Origin of the sequence: Pseudomonas sp. Y24-6, from assembly GCF_020295325.1 — a bacterium.
Taxonomy (GTDB): Bacteria; Pseudomonadota; Gammaproteobacteria; order Pseudomonadales; family Pseudomonadaceae; genus Aquipseudomonas; species Aquipseudomonas gregormendelii.
On the sequence record NZ_JACBXG010000017.1, the window covers coordinates 34778 to 56289 of the forward strand.

General features: G+C 61.7%; 19 protein-coding genes. 3 read left to right on the forward strand and 16 right to left on the reverse strand.

From position 1 onward, the window contains the following. The first annotated feature begins 119 nt into the window (after positions 1–119). Complete coding sequence (gene rne / locus HYI44_RS25645; RefSeq protein WP_225570845.1) at positions 120–3350, forward strand: ribonuclease E; 3231 nt, start codon at positions 120–122, stop codon at positions 3348–3350. 76 nt (positions 3351–3426) lie between these two features. On the opposite strand, the gene HYI44_RS25650 is transcribed toward rne, so the two are convergent. From HYI44_RS25650 to HYI44_RS25705, 12 genes are all read right to left on the reverse strand, one after another. Beyond that, positions 3427–4017 carry an NTP transferase domain-containing protein gene (locus tag HYI44_RS25650; protein WP_225570846.1) on the reverse strand — a complete coding sequence of 197 codons (591 nt, stop codon included), beginning with the start codon at positions 4015–4017 and terminating at the stop codon, positions 3427–3429. After that, positions 4014–4997 carry an XdhC family protein gene (locus tag HYI44_RS25655; protein WP_225570847.1) on the reverse strand — a complete coding sequence of 328 codons (984 nt, stop codon included), beginning with the start codon at positions 4995–4997 and terminating at the stop codon, positions 4014–4016. The genes HYI44_RS25650 and HYI44_RS25655 overlap by 4 nt, the downstream gene beginning before the upstream one ends. Next, positions 4997–7318, reverse strand: coding sequence for a xanthine dehydrogenase family protein molybdopterin-binding subunit (locus HYI44_RS25660; protein WP_225570848.1), 2322 nt, complete (start codon positions 7316–7318; stop codon positions 4997–4999). The genes HYI44_RS25655 and HYI44_RS25660 overlap by 1 nt, the downstream gene beginning before the upstream one ends. After that, on the reverse strand, positions 7315–7785 hold the full coding sequence (locus HYI44_RS25665) for a (2Fe-2S)-binding protein (protein ID WP_045061734.1): 471 nt from the start codon (positions 7783–7785) through the stop codon (positions 7315–7317). The genes HYI44_RS25660 and HYI44_RS25665 overlap by 4 nt, the downstream gene beginning before the upstream one ends. Positions 7786–8034: 249 nt before the next feature. Further along, the gene (gene murB / locus HYI44_RS25670) at positions 8035–9054 is read right to left on the reverse strand and encodes a UDP-N-acetylmuramate dehydrogenase (protein ID WP_122839126.1); all 1020 of its coding nucleotides are present in this window, start codon (positions 9052–9054) and stop codon (positions 8035–8037) included. Continuing rightward, positions 9051–9515: a low molecular weight protein-tyrosine-phosphatase gene (locus tag HYI44_RS25675; RefSeq protein WP_225570849.1), complete on the reverse strand. Its 465-nt coding sequence runs from the start codon at positions 9513–9515 to the stop codon at positions 9051–9053. The genes murB and HYI44_RS25675 overlap by 4 nt, the downstream gene beginning before the upstream one ends. Next, complete coding sequence (gene kdsB, locus HYI44_RS25680; RefSeq protein ID WP_045061737.1) at positions 9515–10279, reverse strand: 3-deoxy-manno-octulosonate cytidylyltransferase; 765 nt, start codon at positions 10277–10279, stop codon at positions 9515–9517. The genes HYI44_RS25675 and kdsB overlap by 1 nt, the downstream gene beginning before the upstream one ends. After that, positions 10276–10461 carry a Trm112 family protein gene (locus tag HYI44_RS25685; protein WP_003179363.1) on the reverse strand — a complete coding sequence of 62 codons (186 nt, stop codon included), beginning with the start codon at positions 10459–10461 and terminating at the stop codon, positions 10276–10278. The genes kdsB and HYI44_RS25685 overlap by 4 nt, the downstream gene beginning before the upstream one ends. A gap of 24 nt (positions 10462–10485) precedes the next feature. After that, on the reverse strand, positions 10486–11496 hold the full coding sequence (lpxK, locus tag HYI44_RS25690; RefSeq protein ID WP_122839124.1) for a tetraacyldisaccharide 4'-kinase: 1011 nt from the start codon (positions 11494–11496) through the stop codon (positions 10486–10488). Further along, positions 11496–11927 (reverse strand): ExbD/TolR family protein, encoded by a 432-nt coding sequence (locus HYI44_RS25695; RefSeq protein ID WP_045061739.1) that lies wholly within the window; start codon positions 11925–11927, stop codon positions 11496–11498. Before HYI44_RS25695 ends, lpxK begins: the two co-directional genes overlap by 1 nt. Next, positions 11924–12559: a MotA/TolQ/ExbB proton channel family protein gene (locus HYI44_RS25700; protein ID WP_163019410.1), complete on the reverse strand. Its 636-nt coding sequence runs from the start codon at positions 12557–12559 to the stop codon at positions 11924–11926. The genes HYI44_RS25695 and HYI44_RS25700 overlap by 4 nt, the downstream gene beginning before the upstream one ends. Positions 12560–12657: 98 nt before the next feature. Then, the gene (locus tag HYI44_RS25705; RefSeq protein ID WP_225570850.1) at positions 12658–14892 is read right to left on the reverse strand and encodes a DNA internalization-related competence protein ComEC/Rec2; all 2235 of its coding nucleotides are present in this window, start codon (positions 14890–14892) and stop codon (positions 12658–12660) included. Positions 14893–15027: 135 nt separating this feature from the next. On the opposite strand from HYI44_RS25705, the gene HYI44_RS25710 reads away from it, so the two are divergent. Beyond that, entirely contained in the window at positions 15028–15546 is a 519-nt protein-coding gene (locus tag HYI44_RS25710; protein ID WP_122839121.1) for a DUF2062 domain-containing protein, read from the forward strand. 48 nt (positions 15547–15594) lie between these two features. Here the strand turns inward: HYI44_RS25710 and HYI44_RS25715 are convergent, their stop codons facing one another. From HYI44_RS25715 to HYI44_RS25730, 4 genes are all read right to left on the reverse strand, one after another. After that, positions 15595–16374 (reverse strand): ABC transporter permease, encoded by a 780-nt coding sequence (locus HYI44_RS25715; RefSeq protein ID WP_122839120.1) that lies wholly within the window; start codon positions 16372–16374, stop codon positions 15595–15597. Next, positions 16371–17303, reverse strand: coding sequence for an ABC transporter ATP-binding protein (locus HYI44_RS25720; RefSeq protein WP_225570851.1), 933 nt, complete (start codon positions 17301–17303; stop codon positions 16371–16373). The genes HYI44_RS25715 and HYI44_RS25720 overlap by 4 nt, the downstream gene beginning before the upstream one ends. Before the next feature lie 133 nt (positions 17304–17436). After that, entirely contained in the window at positions 17437–18060 is a 624-nt protein-coding gene (locus tag HYI44_RS25725; RefSeq protein ID WP_122839119.1) for a glutathione S-transferase family protein, read from the reverse strand. Between the two features lie 43 nt (positions 18061–18103). Then, positions 18104–18763: a transglutaminase-like domain-containing protein gene (locus HYI44_RS25730; protein WP_225570852.1), complete on the reverse strand. Its 660-nt coding sequence runs from the start codon at positions 18761–18763 to the stop codon at positions 18104–18106. A gap of 244 nt (positions 18764–19007) precedes the next feature. Between HYI44_RS25730 and HYI44_RS25735 the strand changes: the two genes are divergently transcribed. Continuing rightward, a complete protein-coding gene (locus HYI44_RS25735) occupies positions 19008–21455 on the forward strand; it encodes an acyl-CoA dehydrogenase (RefSeq protein WP_225570853.1) in 2448 nt (815 codons plus the stop codon). The last annotated feature ends 57 nt before the right edge of the window (positions 21456–21512 follow it).

Genomic DNA, 21512 nt, shown 5'->3' on the forward strand with positions numbered 1-21512 from the left:
TTGGCCGGACATCGCTGGACACGGGAATGGCCAACCACTCCCGACGCACCTGACACCGACCATGAGAAGTCGTGTGTGCCGAACGCCGTTTCCGGCAGCCCGGAAACCGACGGTACTACATGAAAAGAATGCTGATTAACGCAACTCAACCCGAAGAGTTGCGTGTTGCACTGGTAGATGGCCAGCGCCTCTACGACCTGGACATCGAATCCGGTGCACGCGAGCAGAAGAAGGCCAACATCTATAAAGGCCGGATTACTCGCATCGAACCAAGCCTTGAGGCTGCCTTTGTCGATTTCGGCTCTGAGCGCCACGGCTTCCTGCCCCTCAAAGAAATCTCCCGCGAATACTTCAAGAAAGCCCCGGAAGGCCGCGTCAACATCAAGGACGTCCTGAGCGAAGGCCAGGAAGTCATTGTCCAGGTCGAAAAAGAAGAACGTGGCAACAAGGGCGCCGCCCTGACCACCTTCATCAGCCTGGCCGGTCGTTACCTGGTACTGATGCCGAACAACCCGCGTGCTGGCGGCATCTCCCGTCGCATCGAAGGCGAAGAGCGCAACGAACTGCGTGAAGCCCTGAACGGCCTGGTTGCCCCGGCTGACATGGGTCTGATCGTGCGCACTGCCGGCCTTGGTCGCAGCAGTGAAGAAATGCAGTGGGACCTCGATTACCTGCTGCAACTCTGGACCGCCATCAAAGAAGCCTCGCTCGATCGCTCCGCGCCGTTCCTGATCTACCAGGAAAGCAACGTGATCATCCGCGCCATCCGCGATTACCTGCGCCAGGACATCGGCGAAGTGCTGATCGACAGCGTTGAAGCCCAGGACGAAGCCCTGACCTTCATCCGCCAGGTGATGCCGCAGTACGCCAGCAAGATCAAGCTTTACGAAGACAGCGTTCCGCTGTTCAACCGTTTCCAGATCGAAAGCCAGATCGAAACCGCTTTCCAGCGGGTCGTCGAACTGCCTTCCGGCGGTTCCATCGTCATCGATCCGACCGAAGCCCTGGTGTCCATCGACATCAACTCGGCGCGCGCCACCAAAGGCAGCGACATCGAAGAAACCGCGCTGCAGACCAACCTTGAAGCTGCTGAAGAAATCGCCCGTCAGTTGCGCTTGCGCGACATCGGCGGCCTGATCGTCATCGACTTCATCGACATGACCCCTGCCAAGAACCAGCGCGCCGTGGAAGAGAAAGTCCGCGAATGCCTGGAAGCCGACCGCGCTCGCGTGCAAGTCGGTCGCATCTCGCGCTTCGGCCTGCTGGAAATGTCCCGTCAGCGCCTGCGTCCATCGTTGGGCGAAAGCAGCGGCATCGTTTGCCCACGTTGCAACGGCACCGGCATCATCCGTGACGTTGAATCGCTGTCGCTGGCGATCCTGCGCCTGATCGAAGAAGAGGCCCTGAAAGACCGTACCGCCGAAGTTCGTGCACAAGTGCCGATCCCGGTGGCCGCGTTCCTGCTCAACGAAAAACGCAACTCGATCACCAAGATCGAACTGCGCACCCGAGCCCGCATCGTCATTCTGCCGAACGATCATCTCGAAACGCCGCACTTCGAAGTTCAGCGTCTGCGCGATGACAGCCCGGAAGCCCACATCAACCAGTCCAGCTACGAAATCGCTGCTGCCGCTGCCGAAGTGGAAGAAGTCCAGCCAGCCGCTGCGACCCGCACCCTGGTCCGCCAGGAAGCTGCAGTCAAGACGGCCCCTGCCCGCGCCAATGCGCCGGTTCCTGCCGAAGTGGTTGCTGCCGCGCCTGTGGCTGCACCGGCCGCCGTGCCAGAGCCAAGCCTGTTCAAGGGCCTGGTGAAGTCGCTGGTCAGCCTGTTTGCAACCAAGGAAGAGCCCGCCGCACCGGTTGTGGTTGAAAAGCCTGCGACCACCGAGCGTCCGGCTCGTAACGAAGAGCGTCGCAACGGTCGTCAGCAGAGCCGCAACCGTAACGGTCGCCGCGACGAAGAGCGCAAGCCTCGCGAAGAACGTGCACCGCGTGAAGAACGCGCGCCACGGGAAGCTCGTGAACCACGCGAAGCTCGTGAAGAAACGCCGGCAGTAGCCCGCGAAGAACGCGCGCCACGTGAAGAGCGTGCACCACGCGCACCGCGTGAGGAACGTGCACCGCGCGCTCCACGTGAAGACCGCAAGCCACGTGGCGAGCGTGAAGAACGTGTACGCGAATTGCGCGAACCCCTGGACGCTGTTGCTCCAGCCGCTGCCGCTGTCGCTGTCGCTACCACTGAAGAGCGTCCGGCTCGCCAGCCACGCGAAGAACGTGCTCCACGCCCACCGCGTGAAGAACGTCAGCCACGTGCCGAGCAAGCAGCAGCTCCAGTAGCCGAAGAAGAACTGCTGTCCAACGAAGAGCAACTGCAGGAAGACGGACAGGAAGGCGCCGAAGGCGATCGTCCACGTCGTCGCTCCCGCGGCCAGCGTCGTCGCAGCAACCGTCGCGAGCGTCAGCGTGATGCCAACGGCAATGTGATCGAAGGTTCGGAAGAGTCTGACTCCGCTGAAGGCGAAGTGGCGGCCACTGCCGACGCACCAAGCGCTAACGACCTGGCCGCTGGCCTGGCTGTTACCGCAGCCGTTGCCAGCTCGGTGATCAGCGCTCCAGCTGAAGCACAGGCCAACGAGCAAGCCGAACGCGCTACTGCTGCTACCCTGGACACTGCTCCAGTCGAAGCGCCAGTGGTTGAAGCGACCTCGCCTGTCGAAGCCACCGCCTCGCCGGAAATCGAAGTGGCGCCGGTTCGTGAAGCGCAGCCTGAAGTAGAAGCGGCACCGCAACCTGCGGCATTCATCGAAGCTCCAGCAGTCATTGCAGAACCTGCTGCCGAGACAGTCAGCGAAACCGTGACCGAATCGATTCGTGAAGTTCGCGAAGAGCAAACCGCTTTCAACTGGGTTGCCGAGCCAGCTGTTGCAGAAACACCCGCCCCGGCAGCTGAAACTCCGGCTTACGAGCCAGAGCCAGTAGTTGCGGCTGCAGAGCCTGCTCCAGTGGTTGAAGCGCCGGTTGAAGCCCCGGTTGTAGCCGAAGTGGCTGCACCTGTGGTCGAAGCCGCGCCGGCAAGCGCCCTGACTGAAAATGGCCGCGCGCCAAACGACCCGCGTGAAGTGCGTCGTCGCAAGCGTGAAGCCGAGCGTCTGCAGAAGGAAGCTGAATTGGCTGCCGCTGCTGCTCCAGCCGTGGTCGAGGCTGCACCGGTGGTCGCTGAAGCCCCTGTTGAAGTTGCCGCTGAGCCTGTAGCGTCAGTGATTGATGAAGCACCACGCTCCGTTCAGGACGCGGTAGAGCAACACGAAAAAGCCCAGGAAAAAGAGCACGAGCCTAAACCCCTCGTCTGATTCCGACGGCTGACAAAAAGCCCCGCCTGGTGATCCAGAGCGGGGCTTTTTTATACCTTGAAGATCAAAAGATCTTTTACACAAACACCAGGGCGCCGGGCACATCCACATCCCACAACACCCCAGGATCATCCACCTCTACTTCAACCACCCTGGCCGTAGCAAACAGCGGCCTGGCCCCGCCGTCCCCCGAGAGCGCGATCAACGCCGGTCCGAAAGAATCCGCGAACGCCACCGGGTGCCCATACTCGCCGTCATGCACTGGCACACTGATAGTGTCAGCCGCCCTCCCTGCTATCACCCGCTCAATGCTCGAAGGCAGGATGAACGGCATATCCCCCAGCACAATCAACCAACCACCGGGCTGCGGACACGACGCCACGCCGGCAGCAATGCTGTCCCCCATGCCCGTGGACTCAATCAGGACCACCTCGAACCCATAGGCCTGGGCCATGCGAATCACCTGGGGACGATCTGCAGTGGTAACCACAACCCGTTTGCCCGCCTTAACCGGCAGGTTCACAAGGACATGCTCGATGACCGACCGCACAGCACCGTCGCGCCCGGTACAGTCCGCCAGCAACTTGTCCTTGTCGGCGCCCGCCACCTGGCGAAAGCGCTCGCCCTGTCCCGCTGCCAGCACGATGACGGCGATGGGTTCGCTCATGGCGCCTCCTGCAAGGGTTTCTTCTGTTTGAGTTCGACACCGTTCTTGATTGCGACAATTTCAGCCATCAGCGACAAAGCGATTTCCGCTGGCGAATGGCTACCAATGTGCAAGCCGATCGGGCCGTGCAGCCGTTCAATGGCCGCGGCCGACAAGCCTAGCTGAGCCAGATTGTCCCGGCGCTTCAGGCTGTTGACCCGAGACCCCAGCGCGCCCACGTAGAATGCATCGGAGTCCAGCGCCGTCAGCAGCGCCATGTCATCCAGGCGCGGGTCATGGGTGAGCGCAACAATGGCGGTGCGCTCGTCGGTCTGGATAGTCAGTACCGCTTCGTCGGGCATGCCCGGGACGAAGCGTCCATGCTGCTCTTCCCAGCCATGGACGAATTCGCTGCGCGGATCGCAGATCAGCACCTCGAAATCCAGCAGCCGCGCCATCTCGGCGACATATCGCGACAGTTGACCTGCGCCGATCAGCAGCAGACGCCAGCGCGGACCATAAATGGCCCGCAGCGTCCTGCCGTCAAAGGTCAGCGTTTGCAACTTGTCTGCGGGCTCCAGCAACACCTCACCGGTTTCAATCGACAGCGAGCGCGCCACAATCTCGTGCGCCTCGCAACGCGCCAGCAATTGTGCCACCCAGGCCGGATCGTCGACGCGCTCCTCAGTCAGGCGCAAGGTGCCGCCACAAGGCAAGCCAAAGCGCGCCGCCTCCTCGCGAGTCACGCCGTAGGTGATCAACTGCACGGGCGGTCCGTCAACCGGGATGCGCCCATCGTGCAGGCGGGCAATCAGATCATCCTCGACACAGCCGCCGGAAACAGACCCTATCACCACGCCATCTTCACGCAACGCCAGCATGGCGCCAGGTGCCCGGGGCGCAGTGCCCCATGTCTGGACCACGCTGTACAGCACCACCCGCTGGCCCGCATTGCGCCATTCCAGCACGCTGCGCAGGACATTCAGATCGACGCTGTCCATCAGGCTTGCGCCTTCTGCCAACCCTGTAACTGGAAGCGCACCGGCAGGTTGCGAATACGCTGGCCCGTGGCAGCAAAAATCGCATTACATAGCGCCGGCGCAATCGGTGGAACGCCAGGTTCGCCGACGCCCCCAAGCGGCACGTCTCCCGGCGGAGTGACCATGTGCACCGCCACCTCCTTCGGCGCCAGGGACATGCGTGCTACTTCGTACATGTGGAAGTTATCCTGTTGGACCTTGCCGTCCTTGAAGCTGATTTCGCCGAGCACCGCATTACCCAGGCCCATCACACAGGCACCTTCAAATTGCGAGCGGATGCGCTCGGGGTTGATCTGCGGACCGCAGTCCACTGCGATATCCGCCTTATGCACGATCAACGTGCCGTCATCCTTGACCTCAACCTCGATCACCGCCGCGACATAGGTGACAAAACTGTAGTGCACTGCCAGGCCCAGGCCACGCCCCTTGGGCAAGTCACGACCCCACCCCGCCGCCTTCGCCGCAGTTTCCAGAACCTTGCGCATACGGCCGGTATCAATCGGATAGCGTTCCGGTGACTCGCCATAGTTCCACTCTTCGCTCAAGGTGCGCGGATCGATCTGGCGGTCCGGACCGAGCAGTTTGATCTGGTACTCCAGCGGATCGCGGCCGGCCTTGTGGGCCAACTCATCGACGAAACTCTGGATCGCAAAGCCGTGGGGAATGTTCGACACCGAACGGTACCAACCCACCCGGGTATGCACCTTGGCCTCGGGGTTTTCCAGGCGCACGTTGGGGATCGCATAGGCCATGTTGGTGAAGCCCATGCCCAGCTCGAAAGCCGCTTCATGGTTCATGCCCGGTGCGAACAGCGCAGTGATACTGGGCGCGACTGTGCGGTGCAGCCAGCCGGACGGCAGGCCGTCCTTGTTCAGGCTGGCTTTGAGGTACTCGGCCGACACGGTATGAAAGTACGAACAATGGATATCGTCTTCACGCGTCCATTGCACCCGCACTGCCTTGCCGGGAAATTCCTTGGCGAGGATCGCCGCTTCGATGACAAAATCCGGCTTGGACTTGCGCCCGAAGCCGCCGCCGAGCAGGGTCACGTTGACCGTGACGTTATCGAACGGGACGCCGAGGCGTTCGGCAATTCGCTCTCGCGTCACCTGGGGTGCCTGGCTCGGTGCCCAGGCCTCGCAGACGCCGTCCTTGAAGCGCGCAATGGCAACCATCGGTTCCATCGGGGACTGTGCCAGGTGCGGCAGATAGTAAGACGCTTCCAGCGTGGTTTCGGCGTTGCCCATGGCCTCGTCGATGTTGCCGGTGTTGCGCACGACCTTGCCGGGCTTGAGCGATGCGGCTTGCAGCTCCTTGCGGTAGGCGATCGAGTCATAGCTGGCATTCGGGCCATCGTCCCACTCGATCTTCAGCGCTTCGCGCCCTTTGATCGCCGCCCAGGTATTGCTGGCGATCACTGCCACGCCACCCAGGGGCTGGAACTCCGACGGCATTGGCCGCCCTTCGATATTGATGACCTTGAGCACGCCAGGCACTTTCAGCGCCGCACTCGAGTCAACGGATTTGACCTTGCCGCCGTAAACCGCCGGGCGCGCAATGGTTGCGTAGAGCATGCCCTCAATGTGCACATCGGCGCCGTAGACTGCACGACCATTGACGATGTCGGCACCATCAATCGCCTTGATGCCTTCCTTGCCGATGTATCGAAACTGCGCAGGCTCCTTGAGCCGCAGGCTGTCGCGGGCCGGCACTGCCAGTGCAGCAGCGGCAGCCGCCAGGGCGCCGTAACCCAGTTCACGCTTGGTGGGCTGGTGAATGACTTTGTGCAACTGTGCCCGACACTCGCCTACCGGCACTTTCCACTGCTCGGCAGCCGCTTGCTCAAGCATCGTGCGCGCAGCGGCGCCACAACGACGCATCGGCTCGTACCAATGGCGCATGCTGCGCGAGCCGTCAGTGTCCTGGTTGCCATAGCGAACTTCATCACCGGGCGCCTGCTGCACCTTGACCATCGCCCAGTCGGCATCCAGCTCGTCCGCCACCACCATGCTCAGGCTGGTGCGCACGCCCTGGCCCATTTCCGAGCGGTTGCACACCACGGTCACGGTGCCATCGGCGGCAATGCTGACATACACTTTTGGATCGTCGATCCAGCCATTGGGCATACCGTCTGCGCCGAATTTCTGCTTTTTGTCGGCGGCAAGTGCGTCCTGCCAACCCCAACTGGCGGCGAGCACCAGCGCGCTGGTAGCGCCTACGCCCTTGAGGAAACCACGGCGGCTGAGATTGCTCAGCGCAAAATCATTCGGTAGCCCGCTCATGCCTTGGCCTCCTTCAGGTGGGTGGAGGCTTGGCGTATGGCGGTCTTGATACGGTTGTAGGTGCCGCAACGGCAAATGTTGCCCACCATCGCTTCTTCGATTTGCTCGTCGCTGGGGTTGGGGTTGACCTTGAGCAATGCCGTCGCCGACATGATCTGCCCGCCCTGGCAGAACCCGCACTGAGCCACTGCTGTGTCGAGCCAGGCTTGCTGGACGACTTGCCCAACCGGGTCACTGTGCAAATTGTCGATGGTGCTGACGTCCTGGCCGATCACCGACCCGATCGGCGTGATGCAACTGCGTGCCGGGGAGCCGTCGATGTGAATGGTGCAGGCACCACACAGGCCCATGCCGCAGCCAAACTTGGTGCCGTTGTAACCGGCCACGTCGCGAATTGCCCAGAGCAGGGGCATGTCCTCGGTGACATCGAGTTGATGGTCTTGACCGTTGAGTTTCAGGGTAATCATGGGCACGCCCGCATATCTAAAGACGGTTATGGGGTCGAGCAATCTGCCGCCAGAGGCTGGCGGTTGGCATCACGCAGATCGACTCAGGCTAGGGAGGCTCTCTCATGCCGACGGCGACGTCTGCATCGGGCCTTTGGTGCAGCAAAATGGCTTGTATCGTTAGGCGGCTAAGTTAACCCAGGATTAACAAAAAAGCCCTGCACATCGACGAATGTGCAGGGCCTCCAGGGCAGTGCTGAAAGCGTAGCCTCAATATCTGTTGGGCTCCATTTCCAGCTCGACCTGGAATCGTTGCCAAATGTCTTTCTGGATCCGTTGCGCCAGGTCCAGCAACTGCAGGCCCGTGGCAGCGCCATAGTTGACCAGCACCAGCGCCTGCAACTTGTGCACGCCGGCGTCGGCTTCGCGAAAGCCCTTCCAGCCTGCGCGCTCGATCAGCCATCCAGCCGCCAGCTTCATCTGCCCGTCGGGTTGCGCGTAGGCCACCAGATCCGGGAATTCAGCCTTGAGCCGGGTCACCAGCGCTGCCGGTACCAGAGGGTTCTTGAAGAAACTGCCAGCATTGCCCAGCACCGCAGGGTCAGGCAGTTTTTCGCTACGAATGCTGCAGATCGCCTGGCTGACGTCGCTGGCGGTCGGACGGTCGATACCCTGCTCGGTCAGGCGCTGACGCACCGGGCCGTATTCCAGATGCAGGTGTTCAGTGCGGTTCAGGTTGAAGCGCACCCGCAAGATCAACCAGCGCCCCGGCTCCTGCTTGAACAGGCTGTCGCGGTAGGCGAACTTGCACTCGTCCAGGCTGAAGTCGCGCAGTTCGCCAGTCTGGCGATCAAGCGCGGTCAGGCCGGCAAACACGTCCTTGATCTCCACGCCATAAGCGCCGATGTTCTGCATCGGTGCCGCGCCAACCGTACCGGGGATCAGGCTGAGGTTTTCCAGGCCAGACAAACCCTGGGCCAGGGTGTGTTGCACAAACGGATGCCAAGGCTCGCCGGCTTCGGCTTCGATCACCACCTGCTGGCCGTTGTCGCTGAGCAGGCGAATCCCGCGGGTGGCCATGCGCAGCACCAGCGCCTGGATATCGGCGGTGAGCAGCAAGTTGCTGCCCCCACCGATTACCAGCAATGGCACCTCGTGCTGCGTGGCATACGCCAAGGCGTCGCGCACGTCGTCGTCACTGTGGGCCTGGGCAAACAGGCGGGCCTGCACATCCACGCCAAAGCTGTTGTACGGTTTGAGCGATACCCGGGCTTGCACCTGCAGACTCATAACCGCCCCTTCAATTCGATCACCAGCAGGTCACTGGCGCGCTCGATCAGGTCCAGTACCTGCTCGAAGCCCTGGTCACCGTCGTAGTACGGGTCTGGAACTTCATCGAGTTCCGACTGATAGCGGCGCAGGAACAGGTCAAGCTCCGCCTTGCCCTTCGCAGGCTGCAATGCCTTGAGATTGCGCAGGTTGCTGTTATCCATCGCCAGGATCAGGTCATACATTGAGAAATCGGCACGACTGACTTGCTGCGCGCGCTGGGCAGACAAATCGTAACCGCGCAGGCGGGCGGCGGCCTGGCTGCGTTTATCCGGGGCCTTGCCGACATGCCAGTCGCCCGTACCGGCGGAGGCGACCTCGACTTGCCCCAACAGCCCGGCCTCGCGCAGTTTATGGCGCAGCACGCCTTCGGCGGTCGGCGAGCGGCAGATGTTGCCCAGGCAGACGAACAGAACCCGCATCAGGCCTCCAACAGGCGACGAACCCGCTCCAGGTCTTCAGCGGTATCGACGCCGGTCGGTGGCGCGATCAAAGCGTCAGCCACGTGGATACGCACGCCGTGCCACAAGGCCCGTAGTTGTTCCAGGGATTCAGTGTTTTCCAGCCAGCAAGGGCCCCAGCTGACGAAGTCATGCAGGAACCCGGCGCGGTAAGCATAAATGCCGATGTGGCGACGGTACGGTACGCCTTCCGGCAATTGCTCGCGACTCCTGGCAAAGTCATCGCGGGCCCACGGCAAGGTCGCCCGGCTGAAGGTCAGCGCCAGACCGTTGAGGTCACTGACCACCTTGACCACATTAGTGTTGAACAGGGTTTCCACATCTTCGATCGGCTCAGCCAGAGTGGCCATGCGCGCTTCGGTGTGGGCTGCCAGGTTGGCCGCGACCTGATCGATCACATCAGGTGGAATCAGCGGTTCGTCACCTTGCACGTTGACCACGATGGCGTCGGGCGCCAGGCCCAGCTTCGTCGCCACTTCGGCCAGGCGATCGGTACCGGAGTTGTGATCTTCACGCGTCAGCACCACTTCAGCGCCAAAGCCTTTGCAGGCTTCGACGATGCGCAGGTCGTCGGTGGCCACCACCACGCGCTCGGCGCTGCTTTTGCTCGCCTGTTCCCAGACGTGCTGGATCATCGGTTTGCCGGCGATCAGCAACAACGGCTTGCCTGGCAAACGGGTGGAGGCGTAACGCGACGGGATGACGACAGTAAAGGCTGCGGTCATTTATCCAGGCGCTCGTCGGTGGTCAGGGTGCGCGCTTCGGATTCGAGCATGACCGGGATGCCGTCGCGAATCGGATAAGCGAGGCCGGCGCCCTTGCTGATCAGCTCGGTCTTGTCAGCGCTGAGCTTGAGCGGGCCTTTGCAGACCGGGCAAGCGAGGATATCGAGCAATTTGGTGTCCATGAGCATTCCCTGGATAAAACGGAGTTAAGGCAAAAGACGGTCCGGCACCAGGCGCATCAGCTGCGTATCGAACCAGGCGACAAAGGCCGGGGATGGCGCAGCATCGACCGTCAGGTACCACCAATCGGTGGCGGCGAAGGCACGGCACTTCACCGCGTCCTTTTCAGTCATTACCAAAGGCAATGACGGAGCGAAATTCAGTGCCTGCACGCTGTACTCGGCGTGGTCGGCGAACGCGTGCGGTACAGGCTTCCAGTGTAGCGTTTCGAGGGTCGTGAAGAAACGCTGTGGATTACCGATGCCGGCCACGGCATGCAGTGCCTGACCCGCAGGAAAATGATCGAGCGACCGCCGTTCACCGCTACGCAGATTGACCAGCGCGGTAGGTTGCAGCTGGAACGCAAACCCGTCATGGCGATCGTCCGCAGCGCCGTTGTAGAGCACCGCATCGACGCTCTCAAGGCGCTCGACCGGCTCACGCAGGGGCCCGGCGGGCAGGCAGCGCCGGTTACCCAGGCCACGGGCGGCGTCGATCAGCACCAGCTCAAGGTCACGGGCCAGGCGATAATGCTGCATGCCGTCGTCCGACAGGATCAGGTCCAGCGGTTCACTCTCGAGCAAGGCCCTGACCGCCTGACTGCGGTCCGGGTCGATCATCAAGGGTACGCCGGTGCGCTGGACGATCAACAGAGGCTCGTCGCCCGCAGTATCGGCGCCCTGATCCGCCGCGACTCGCCATGGCAGTTGCGGTGGTTTGGCGCCGTAACCCCGACTGACCACCCCGACGCGCAGCCCGCTACGCTGGCAGTGCTCGATCATCCAGAGAATCAGCGGAGTCTTGCCCGTGCCGCCAACGGTGATATTACCGACGACGATCAACGGCACTGGCGGCTGATAGATCTCGCCCTCGCCCGCCAGGAAACGCTTGCGCTTGTTCGTGACCACACGGCGATAGAGCCACTCCAGCGGCTGCAAGAGCTTCAGGGCCGGATGTCCCTGGTACCACGCGGCGAGCAAGCGATCGGACATGGCCATCAGGGCGCGGGCGGCGCCGCCTCGACAGTGGTCATGCGCAGGTGGCTGAAACCGAGCTTGCCGGCAGCATCCATGGCGATGATGACCGACTGATGCTGGGTCTTGCCGTCGGCGCTGATGGACAGCGGCAGGCTGGTGTCGCCGTTGGATTCTTTCTGCAGGGCGTCCATCAGGGTCGCCAGGTCGTTCTTGGGCAAGACCTGGTTATTCACCGAAAACGCGCCTTCAGCATTGATCGCCACGTCCAGGTGCTTGACCTGCTGATCTTCGGCGGGCGTTCCGCTGACGGCTTCCGGCAGGTCGACGCGCAGCTGGGTTTCACGGGTGAAAGTGGTGGTCACGACAAAAAACAGCAGCAGGATAAACACCACGTCGATCAGCGAAGCGAGGTTTATATCGACCGTTTCCCGAGGCTTGCGGCGGAATTTCACGCTCTGCCCTCGGCCAGGTCAACATCACGGTCGCCCTGTACGACCTCAACCAGCTTGATCGCTTCCTGTTCCATGCCCACCACCAGTTCGTCGATCCGGCGTTGCAGGAAACGGTGGAAGAACACCGCCGGGATACCGACCATCAGGCCTGCGGCCGTGGTGATCAGGGCTTTGGAAATACCACCGGCGAGTACCGCCGCGTTGGTGCCCATGCCGGTGCCCATGAACGCACTGAAGATATCGATCATGCCCAGCACGGTGCCGAGCAAGCCCAGCAACGGCGCCATGGCGGCAATCGTGCCCAGGGCGTTGATGTAGCGTTCGAGTTCGTGAATGACTCGCGCCGCGGCTTCCTCGATGCACTCTTTCATGATTTCGCGACCATGCCGGGAGTTGGCCAGGCCAGCCGCGAGTATTTCGCCCAGAGGGGAATTGGCGCGCAATTCCTTGAGCTTTTCCTTATTGAGCTGTTTGTCTTTGATCCAGACCCAGACCTGGCCGAGCAAATGCTCCGGAGTCACACGACTGGCACGCAGGGTCCACAGGCGCTCGACGACGATCGCCATGGCCACGATGGAACTCAGAATGATCGGCAGCATCATCCAGCCGCCGGATTTGACCAATTCCCACACAGTGACAGTCCCCTCGAAAAAGTCCGCCACTCTACCATAGGGGCTCCTCGCACCGAAGACCACGATGGCGCAACCGGTCGGGGCCCGCTGCCCGCCAGTCATTCTGCCAGCGGTGCCGGATCACGCCAGAAGCGCCGTTGTTGACGCATCGTCGCCGGTGCCGAGAAGGTCCCCAGTTGCAGATGAACGGCGCCCTGCTGCGCACTGTCGTAGATCCCCATTGCCAATTTTCGATAGCGTGCAATCACCGTCGGGTGCGGATGGCCGAACGAATTGCCGTTGCCGCGGGAGATCAGCACCGCCTTGGGCTGGAGCACGCTGAGCAGGGGCATCGTGGATGAAGTGCGACTGCCATGGTGCGGAGCCTGCAACCAGTCAGTGGCGACGGCCAGCGGGCTGCCGAGCAATGCCTGCTCGGCGGCCCGTTCGATATCACCGGTCAGCAGCAACCGCTCGCCTGAGGCCTCGATTTGCAACACGCAGGATCGGGAGTTGCTGTCCTGCGCCGACGCCCACTGCCAGAGCCGGAAGCTCACCCCGTCCCAATTCCAGTGCCCGCCACTCTCGCAGGCATCTGCGAGCAGGCCGTCTGCCGGGGGAAAGGGTTCGCCGCCCATTATCCTGCGGACCGGTATTGCGTCGACCACTGCCTTGGCGCCTCCGGCATGATCGGCGTGAGCATGGCTGATCAGCATCAGGTCAAGCTGTTCCACTCCCAGCTTGCGCAACGTCGGCAGCACCACTCGCGCGCCCATGTCCATGCCCGCGGAACGCGGCCCGGCGTCATACAACAGGTTGTGATGACGAGTGCGCACCAGGATCGCCAGGCCCTGGCCGACGTCCAGAAGCCAGACCTCGGCAATGCCTTCGGCGATTGTGGGACGCGGTGGCAAGACCAGTAACAGCAACATCGGCCAGCCCAGCCATCGCAGCGGCACCCCCGCCGGCATTAGCAGCAGCAGGGCGCCGGCGGCGGCCAGCGCCCAGGTCCAAAACGCAATCGCCATAGGGTCCCAGGCGGGCACCTGCCCCGCCGCTTGCGCCAGGCCCTTGAACAGCCAGTCGAGCAGCCCCCCGGCGAGCCACAGCAACCCCTCGCCCACATAAGGCATTGGCAGCAGCAAGGTGCCAAGCAATGCAGGCGGCAGGACCAACAGACTGATCCAGGGCACCGCGAGTAAATTGACCAGCGGCCCACTGAGGCTGATCGGCAGGCCGAGGATGAGTAAAAGCGGACTCAAACCAATGGCGATCATCCACTGGGCGCGAGTCCAGGTTTGCCACCAGGGCAATGAGCCAAGCCGACCGCCGAAAGTGAAGATCAACACCCCCACCGCCGCAAAGGACAGCCAGAAACCGGGTTGCAGGCTCGTCAGCGGGTCCATCAACAGGACCCCGTTCAGCGCCAGCAGCAGCGGCCACCAGGCGCCGAGATGGCGCAAACGCAGGCGCCACAGCAGCACCAGGCCGATCATCACACAGGCCCGGCGCACCGGTACGTCGAAGCCGGCAAGCAAGCCATAACCAAGAGCCGCCGCAAATGCCAATCCGCACGCCCAAGGCAGCCAGGGCAAACGGCGCGGCCATAAGCCATAACGAGCCAGCCCCGCGATCAGCAAGTACATCACGCCTGCCAGCAAACCGATGTGCTGCCCGGAAATCACCAGCAAATGTACGGTGCCGGTGTCTTGCAGCACCTGCCAGTCCTCGCGGCTCAGGCCGCTGCCGTCGCCCAGCACCAAGGCCGCCAGCGCGCCGCTGCGGCCCTGCGCATCTACACTCAGCAAGCGCTGGCGCAGGCTATCGCGCCAGGCTCCCCGGGCATCTGCGAGTATTTCGCCAGCCTTCACCGTGCCGGTGGCGCCGATGCGTTGCGCCAGCAGCCAGGCGTCGTAGTCGAATGCATGGGGATTGAGCAGCCCGATGGGTCGTTTCAGCTTGACCGCCAGGCGCCAGCGTTCCCCGCTATTCACCGCAGGGCCGTCGTACCAGGCCAGGCGCATCCGCTGCGGGAGCCTTGTACGGCGGGAATGGCTGTCCGACAGCTCGAACCGCACGACACCTTCGCCGTTCTGCGGCAGTCCCGTGACCGTCCCCTCCACCCAACGGGTTTCACCCTCGAGCTGAATCGGCAAGCGATCGTTTAGCGCCCATTGCGCCTGGGTACAGGCCCAAGTGAAGCCAAACAGGAAAAACGCCAGCGGATAGGCGCGAAACGGCAGCACCATCAAGCCCACTATCGGCATCAGTATCAACGACCAGACCGGCGGTAATGCCGGTAAGAAACGCAGGGTCAGCAAACCCAGCGCCAGCGCTATCATCCCTGTGCGCATTCGCCCGTCCTTGGAGTCCACCCACTAGGCATAGTCGGGGAATGGCACGGCCGTCGTTATTAATTGTCACAAAGTCTGAATGGGCGGTTCACAGAATCGAGACATACTTGCCGCCTTAACCGACCGAGAAGCCTTATGCCCCGGCGCTTATTCAAACGCTACATGCCAGATCCGACGAGCATCAGGGAACATAAGTCCTTACGCTTCCTTGGCACCCTGCTGCATGACCCGAACCTGTGGCACCTCAACCGCCATTCCGTTGCCCGGGCGATGGCCGTGGGTTTGTTCGCCGCCTTCCTGCCCATTCCCTTGCAGATGCTGGTAGCCGCGGCGTTGGCCATCATGGTGCGCGGCAATATCCCCATCGCCGTCAGCCTGGTCTGGCTGACCAATCCAATCACCATGCCGGTCGTGTTCTTTTGTACCTACCAGACGGGCGCCTGGTTGATGGACATTCCTGCCCGGCACTTGCCGGACGAACTGACGTGGGAATGGATCAGCGGCGAGCTGTCCACGATGTGGCAGCCATTCCTGCTGGGTTCGGTGGTCACGGGACTGGTGCTGGGAGCCTTGGCCTACTGCCTGACGATGCTGTACTGGCGCTGGTGGGTTGCGCGGCAGTGGCGGCGGCGCAAGAAAAACCGGATGTCGTGATGCAAAACGGCCTCCGCATGGGAGGCCGTTTGTCTATCCAGGATTACTTTAAGTACGCATCCCGCGGCCACTCACCAGCAACCGCGCGCAACCGATATACAGCACCACAGTCGCCACCAGCATGAAGGTAATCGCTACGCTGATGCGGATGTCCGAGACCCCGAGGATGCCGTAACGGAACGCATTGACCATGTGCAGCACCGGGTTCGCCAGGGACACGGTTTGCCAGAACGGCGGCAACAGGGAAATCGAGTAGAACACCCCGCCCAGGTACGTCAGCGGCGTCAGCACAAAGGTCGGGATGATCGAAATGTCATCAAAGTTGCGCGCAAACACGGCGTTGATGAAGCCCAGCAACGAGAAGATCGTTGCCGTCAGCACCACCACCAGGATGGTCACGCCCAGGTGGTGCACCTGCAAATGGGTAAAGAACAGCGACAACAGGGTCACGATCACCCCCACCATCAACCCGCGCAGCACGCCCCCGAGGGTGTAGCCGATCAGAATTGTGTGCGGCGACACCGGCGACACCATCAATTCCTCGATGGAGCGCTGGAACTTGCTGCCAAAAAAACTCGACACCACGTTGCCGTAGGAGTTGGTGATCACCGACATCATGATCAGGCCCGGCACGATGTACTCCATATAGGTGAAGCCACCCATGTCACCAATTTGCCGACCGATCAGGTTCCCGAAAATCACGAAGTACAGCACCATGGTGATCGCTGGCGGCAGCAAGGTCTGCGGCCAGATTCGGGTGAAGCGCCTGACCTCGCGGTAGACGATAGTGTTCAGGGCAACGAGGTTGGGTTGCAGCTCGGAACTCATACCGCCACCTTCGACAGATTTTTCTCCACCAGGGACACGAACAACTCCTCAAGGCGATTGGTTTTGTTGCGCAGGCTCAACACTTCGATGTTCTGCTGCGCAAGCTGGGTGAACAGCGCGGTGATGCCCATGGCCTTGTCGACATGGACCTCAAGGGTATGACCGTCGACCAGTCTGGCCGGGTAACCAAGCAACTGCGGCGCAACGCTCAAGGTGTTCTTGAGATCGAGCAGGAAGGTCTCCACATGCAACTGCCCCAGCAATTGCTTCATGCTGGTGTTCTCGACGATGGTGCCGTGGTCAATGATGCCGATGTTGCGGCACAGCTGCTCAGCCTCTTCCAGATAATGGGTGGTGAGGATGATGGTGATGCCTTTCTGGTTCAGCTCGGTGAGGAAGGTCCACATCGAACGCCGCAACTCGATGTCCACCCCCGCCGTCGGCTCGTCGAGGATCAGCAAGCGCGGTTCGTGAACCAGCGCGCGGGCAATCATCAACCGGCGCTTCATCCCGCCAGACAGGGATCGCGATGGCGTATCGCGCTTGTCCCACAACCCCAGTTGGGTCAGGTACTGCTCGGCGCGCTCCTTGGCGATTTTCGGCGGGATGCCGTAGTAGCCGGCCTGGGTCACGACGATGTCGAAAGTCTTTTCGAACTGGTTGAAGTTGAATTCCTGGGGCACGACGCCGATGGAGCGCTTGAGCGCCGCCGGGTTCTTGTCCAAATCATGACCGAAGATGTTCACCGTGCCGCTGGTCTTGTTCACCAGGGTCGAGAGAATGCCGATGGTCGTGGACTTGCCCGCACCGTTAGGGCCGAGCAAGGCGAAAAAATCACCTTCGGCGACATCCAGATCGATACCACTCAGGGCCTGGAAACCGTTGCCGTAGGTTTTGGTTAGCTGCCGGATGGACAGAGCGGAACTCATATCGGATTACGCACCAAGAAGGGAAAGGAAGGAATAGATAAGGGCGGGCGGTGACTAACACAACCGCAGCGCATGAGCGCAATGGTGCTTGTCCCCGCCACACAAGTACAGTCAAGCGTGTCGATAGTGAGTATTAAGTCAACGCGGTCATGACGGCTTTCTGATACGCCGGACGCTGCTTGAGCCGTGCGTACCAGGCCTCAAGATGGGGCTGGGGTGCGCGCTCGATGGGCATTTCAAACCAGGCATAAATAAAACTGCCCAGGGGGATGTCACCCATGCCGATCTCGTCACCCGACAGGTAGGGTTGGGCCGTCAACGCCTGATCGACTACCGCCAGCAGCGCGTCGCACTCCTTGATCGCAGCGTGGATGGCCGGCCAGTCCTGTTGATCGGCCGAGGTGCGCAGCACACCCCAGAACACGGTGCGGAACGGGCCTGCAAAGTTCGAAGTGGTCCAGTCCATCCACTTGTCGGCGCTGGCGCGGGCTTGCGGATCCGCCGGGTACCAGGCGCTGTTGCTGGCGTGGCGGGCCAGGAGATAACGCACGATGGCATTGGATTCCCACAGCACGAAGCCGTCGTCTTCAATCACCGGCACACGACCATTAGGGTTCATCGCCCGGTAATGCGCGGTGTCCACGACGCCAAAGGCACCGCCGGCATCTATTGCCTCGTAAACCAGGCCCAGCTCCTCGGCGGCCCACAACGGTTTCCTGACATTCGACGAGTTCTTGCGACCCCAGATCTTCAGCATGAGCGCCTCTTTATGGATGAATGCGCAGGCAGCATACGCCGGATCAGGCGCGACTCAAATCGTTCTGCATATCCCCCAGCAGCGCCGGCAACTGCCCGGCAAACAGGTGCGGGTAACATTTTTCCAGGTGCTCGAAAAAGAACGCTTCAGGCACATCAGTGAACTGGCCATGGTCGACCAGGTACTCCATCAACGGCTCGCCATCGCGATTGAAAGGGTGGAACACGCTGTCGTTGATCCCGTCGAACTCCAATGGCGCGACTTTGAACAATTCGCACAGGCCTTGATTGAATGCCGGCGTGGCCTTGACCCAGCGTCCGTTCAGGAACAGCTCGGTATAACCGTGCATGGCGAACACGTCGCTCCTGAGCAGTTCGAGCAGCCGCGGGGTCGACAGGTGATTGCGCACATCAGCCAGGCCGATACGTGCCGGGATTGCGCAATGCCGCGCCGCGCCAGCCAGCAATGTGGCCTTGGGCACGCAATAGCTTTCCCCTGCCGCCAGCGCGTAACTGCCGCGCAGGGTCTGCGGGTCGCGGCTGAAGGTATAAGGGTTGTAACGCACAGCTTCGCGCACGGCGTAATAGAGATTGATCGCCTGCTCGAGCGGATCGCGACTGGCACCACGGTGTTTTTCAGCGAACTCCACTACTGTCGGGTGGTCACTATCGATGAAGCGGCCGGGGCTCAAATACTCGTGCATGAGATCAATCTCCTGGGGAAGACCCGAGTCTAGCGACAGGATAAGCACAGAGATAACGGCATTTCGGCCAAACATGGGCGCATTGTCGCGCGAGCAGCGAACGATTTGCGCAGCCTGTTGCCAACCGTGCCTGCAAAACTTTTACAAGGTTTCTCACAATTCAACACCTTGCCCTGATCACCCTGCTACGGATGCCGTCTAAGCTCTGAGGGTTGGTTTTGCCCTGGTTCACGGAGGATTAAATATGCTGTTGTTGTGGATACTGGTTCTGATCGTCGGCATTGCCTATCTGGCGCATCGCCGCTCCGCCCCACTCCCCGCCTTGTGCATCGTTGGCGTTTTTGTGGTGGCAATGGGCGCCTTCAGTCACGCGCCAGGCTGGTTGTTGCTGCTGCTATGGGTGTTGATCGCCGCCGTGGCGGCGCCCTTGTTGCTGCCGGACCTGCGCCGCAAGTTTTTCAGCGCGCCACTGTTCAGCTGGTTCCAGAAAACCCTGCCGCCGATGTCGCAGACCGAGCGCGATGCGATCGACGCCGGCACGGTGTGGTGGGACGGTGAATTGTTCAGTGGCCGTCCGGACTGGGATAAGTTGCTGGCCTACCCGAAAGTGCAGTTGAGCGAAGAGGAACAGGCCTTTATCGATGGCCCGACCGAAGAGCTCTGCGCCATGGTCAGTGACTGGCAGATCGGCCAGGACATGGACCTGCCACCGCAAGCCTGGGCCCACATCAAGGACAACGGCTTTTTCGCCCTGATCATCCCCAAGGAATTCGGCGGCAAGGGCTTTTCCGCCTATGCCCACTCCCAGGTGGCGATGAAACTGGCGACTCGCAGCGGCGACCTCGCCTCTACCGTGATGGTCCCCAACTCCCTCGGCCCTGCCGAGCTGCTGCTGCACTATGGCACCGACGAACAACGCAACCACTACTTGCCACGCCTGGCGCGCGGTGACGATATTCCGTGCTTCGCCCTGACCGGCCCGCTTGCCGGCTCCGATGCTGGCGCGATGCCCGACACCGGGATCATCTGCAAGGGTCAATGGGAAGGCCAGGAAACCCTTGGCCTGCGCCTGAACTGGGAAAAACGCTACATCACCCTGGGCCCCGTCGCGACCCTCCTCGGCCTGGCGTTCAAGGCCTATGACCCGGACCATCTGCTGGGTGACAAGGAAGACCTGGGCATCAGCCTGGCGCTGATTCCAACTGACACCCCTGGCGTCGAGATCGGACGTCGCCACCTGCCACTGGGCGCGGCGTTCATGAACGGCCCCAATTCCGGCAGGGACGTGTTCATCCCCCTGGACTACCTGATAGGCGGCCAGGAGATGCTCGGCAAGGGCTGGATGATGTTGATGAACTGCCTGTCCGTCGGCCGTTCGATTTCCCTGCCGGCAGTTGGCACCGGCGCCGCCAAGTTCACCAGCCTGGTGACCGGCCAGTACGCCCAGGTCCGCGAGCAGTTCAACGTGCCACTTTCGGCGTTCGAGGGTATCCAGGAAGCCATGGCGCGTATCGGCGGCAATGCCTGGATGATGGATGCAGCGCGGATGCTTACCGCCAATGCCGTAGACCTGGGCGAGAAACCTTCGGTGCTGTCGGCGATCCTCAAGTACCACCTGACCGAACGTGGACGCGAATGCATCAGCCACGCCATGGATGTACACGGCGGCAAGGCCATCATCATGGGCCCGAACAATTACCTGGGACGCAGCTGGAACGGCGCGCCGATCTTCATCACCGTGGAAGGCGCCAACATCCTTTCGCGCAACCTGATGATCTTCGGCCAAGGCGCGATTCGCTGCCATCCGTTCGTACTCAAGGAAATGGCCCTGGCGGGGCGCGAGGACAAGGATCAGGCCCTGGTCGAGTTCGATGCGTTGCTGCTCAAGCACATCGGATTTGCCGTTAGCAACGCCGCCAGCACCCTGGTGCTGAACCTCGGCTTTGGTCACTTTGAACGAGCGCCAGGCAATGCCCTGAGTCAAGGGTACTTCCGCGCGCTCAACCGCCAGGCCGCCGCGTTCGCCATGCTCGCCGACCTCAGCATGATGCTGCTGGGTGGCGAACTTAAACGTCGCGAACGCCTGTCGGCACGCCTGGGTGATGTACTCAGCAACATGTACCTGGCCTCTGCGGCACTCAAGCGTTACCACGATCTCGATTCGCCTGAACATATGGCGCCGCTGTTTAACTGGGCGATGGAAGAAAGCCTCGGTCAGTCGGAAAAGGCCCTCGACGAATTGCTGACCAACTTCCCGAACAAAGTACTGGGCTGCCTGCTGCGGGTGATCGTGTTTCCATTCGGTCGCCGTCACAAAGGTCCGTCGGATAAGCTCGGTGCCGAGGTCGCTGCTGTCATCGGTCGCGCCAAAGGTGATCCGACCCTGGAAGAGTTGCTCGGTGGTTGCTACCGCCCGCAGGCGGCAGATGACGCGGTCGGCGCGTTGCAGCACGCGTGCAACCTGTTGAACGCCGCGCAGCCTTTGCAGAAGAAGCTGCATGTGGCGCTCAAGAGTGGCCAGGTCAAGCCGGCTGCCGGGGAACACGCGATTGATGCGGCACTGGAAGCGGGCGTGTTGCAGCCAGTGGAAGCGCTGACTTTGCGTGATGCCGAGGCGGCACGACGCAAGGTGATCGATGTTGATGACTTCGACAAGGAAGAGCTGGCACTGGCCGACGGAAAGGTCCGCTGATTCCGTTCTACCTGTAAAAACGGGCGCAGGAGCTTTATACTCCCGCGCCCGTTTTGC

Excerpts from the sequence above, each read along its gene's own strand:
- rne (WP_225570845.1), top strand. The coding sequence starts at position 120 with ATGAAAAGAATGCTGATTAACGCAACTCAACCCGAAGAGTTGCGTGTT.
- HYI44_RS25650 (WP_225570846.1), bottom strand. The coding sequence starts at position 4,017 with ATGAGCGAACCCATCGCCGTCATCGTGCTGGCAGCGGGACAGGGCGAG.
- HYI44_RS25655 (WP_225570847.1), bottom strand. The coding sequence starts at position 4,997 with ATGGACAGCGTCGATCTGAATGTCCTGCGCAGCGTGCTGGAATGGCGC.
- HYI44_RS25660 (WP_225570848.1), bottom strand. The coding sequence starts at position 7,318 with ATGAGCGGGCTACCGAATGATTTTGCGCTGAGCAATCTCAGCCGCCGT.
- HYI44_RS25665 (WP_045061734.1), bottom strand. The coding sequence starts at position 7,785 with ATGATTACCCTGAAACTCAACGGTCAAGACCATCAACTCGATGTCACC.
- murB (WP_122839126.1), bottom strand. The coding sequence starts at position 9,054 with ATGAGTCTGCAGGTGCAAGCCCGGGTATCGCTCAAACCGTACAACAGC.
- HYI44_RS25675 (WP_225570849.1), bottom strand. The coding sequence starts at position 9,515 with ATGCGGGTTCTGTTCGTCTGCCTGGGCAACATCTGCCGCTCGCCGACC.
- kdsB (WP_045061737.1), bottom strand. The coding sequence starts at position 10,279 with ATGACCGCAGCCTTTACTGTCGTCATCCCGTCGCGTTACGCCTCCACC.
- HYI44_RS25685 (WP_003179363.1), bottom strand. The coding sequence starts at position 10,461 with ATGGACACCAAATTGCTCGATATCCTCGCTTGCCCGGTCTGCAAAGGC.
- lpxK (WP_122839124.1), bottom strand. The coding sequence starts at position 11,496 with ATGGCCATGTCCGATCGCTTGCTCGCCGCGTGGTACCAGGGACATCCG.
- HYI44_RS25705 (WP_225570850.1), bottom strand. The coding sequence starts at position 14,892 with ATGCGCACAGGGATGATAGCGCTGGCGCTGGGTTTGCTGACCCTGCGT.
- HYI44_RS25710 (WP_122839121.1), top strand. The coding sequence starts at position 15,028 with ATGCCCCGGCGCTTATTCAAACGCTACATGCCAGATCCGACGAGCATC.
- HYI44_RS25715 (WP_122839120.1), bottom strand. The coding sequence starts at position 16,374 with ATGAGTTCCGAGCTGCAACCCAACCTCGTTGCCCTGAACACTATCGTC.
- HYI44_RS25720 (WP_225570851.1), bottom strand. The coding sequence starts at position 17,303 with ATGAGTTCCGCTCTGTCCATCCGGCAGCTAACCAAAACCTACGGCAAC.
- HYI44_RS25725 (WP_122839119.1), bottom strand. The coding sequence starts at position 18,060 with ATGCTGAAGATCTGGGGTCGCAAGAACTCGTCGAATGTCAGGAAACCG.
- HYI44_RS25730 (WP_225570852.1), bottom strand. The coding sequence starts at position 18,763 with ATGCACGAGTATTTGAGCCCCGGCCGCTTCATCGATAGTGACCACCCG.
- HYI44_RS25735 (WP_225570853.1), top strand. The coding sequence starts at position 19,008 with ATGCTGTTGTTGTGGATACTGGTTCTGATCGTCGGCATTGCCTATCTG.